This is a genomic window from Salibacter sp. (genome assembly GCF_031581065.1).
In the GTDB taxonomy this organism is placed as follows: Bacteria; Bacteroidota; Bacteroidia; order Flavobacteriales_G; family Salibacteraceae; genus Salibacter.
In genome coordinates, this window is sequence record NZ_JAVLBN010000113.1 from 1 (window position 1) to 523 (window position 523).

Annotated in this window: 1 protein-coding gene; it reads right to left on the reverse strand. The window is 51.2% G+C overall.

Annotation, left to right across the window (positions count from 1 at the left end):
• Positions 1–79: 79 nt before the first annotated feature.
• Positions 80–523, reverse strand: a 444-nt coding sequence (locus tag RI557_RS11710) for a hypothetical protein (protein ID WP_310683962.1), incomplete at its 5' end; no start/stop codon positions are given.

A 523-nucleotide genomic window follows, 5' to 3' on the forward strand; every position in this document is an offset into this window, starting at 1 on the left:
GATCACCTCATTTGTTGAATGGGGAATTTGTTAGATTTAGATCAAGAATTTACCGGATGGAAATTTTGCTGGTTGAGGATTAATCAGGTTGGAAACCGTATGGCGCAAGATCGTCATGTACGCCGCCGCTAAATGCCAAAAACATCGCCTTCGAGTCACATTCCAAGTTAACCCCGCGCGCCTCGCCATCAATAAACCGAAAATCCAGTGACCAGCCGTAACCAACAGCCAATTGGTAGTGGTCAGTCGGCGGCGGCTCTTGTTGGGACTGGGACTGGGACTGGGGCCGAGGTTGAGGTTGAGGTTGAGGTTGAGGCTGCGACTGGGATTGAGTTTGGTTCCGGGCGTGGCTTGTCTGCGTATCCTCATGGTGATGATCGGTCTGAGCGGCCTGAGTGGATGAATCGGGAAAGGGCACTGATTCATCGGTCAACTCAACTAGGTGATGACCAAAGGCCTGCTTGACGTCATTAATATCGATCGCCGCATGCAGGACGGATAAGTGCTTGCGCACGACATAAAT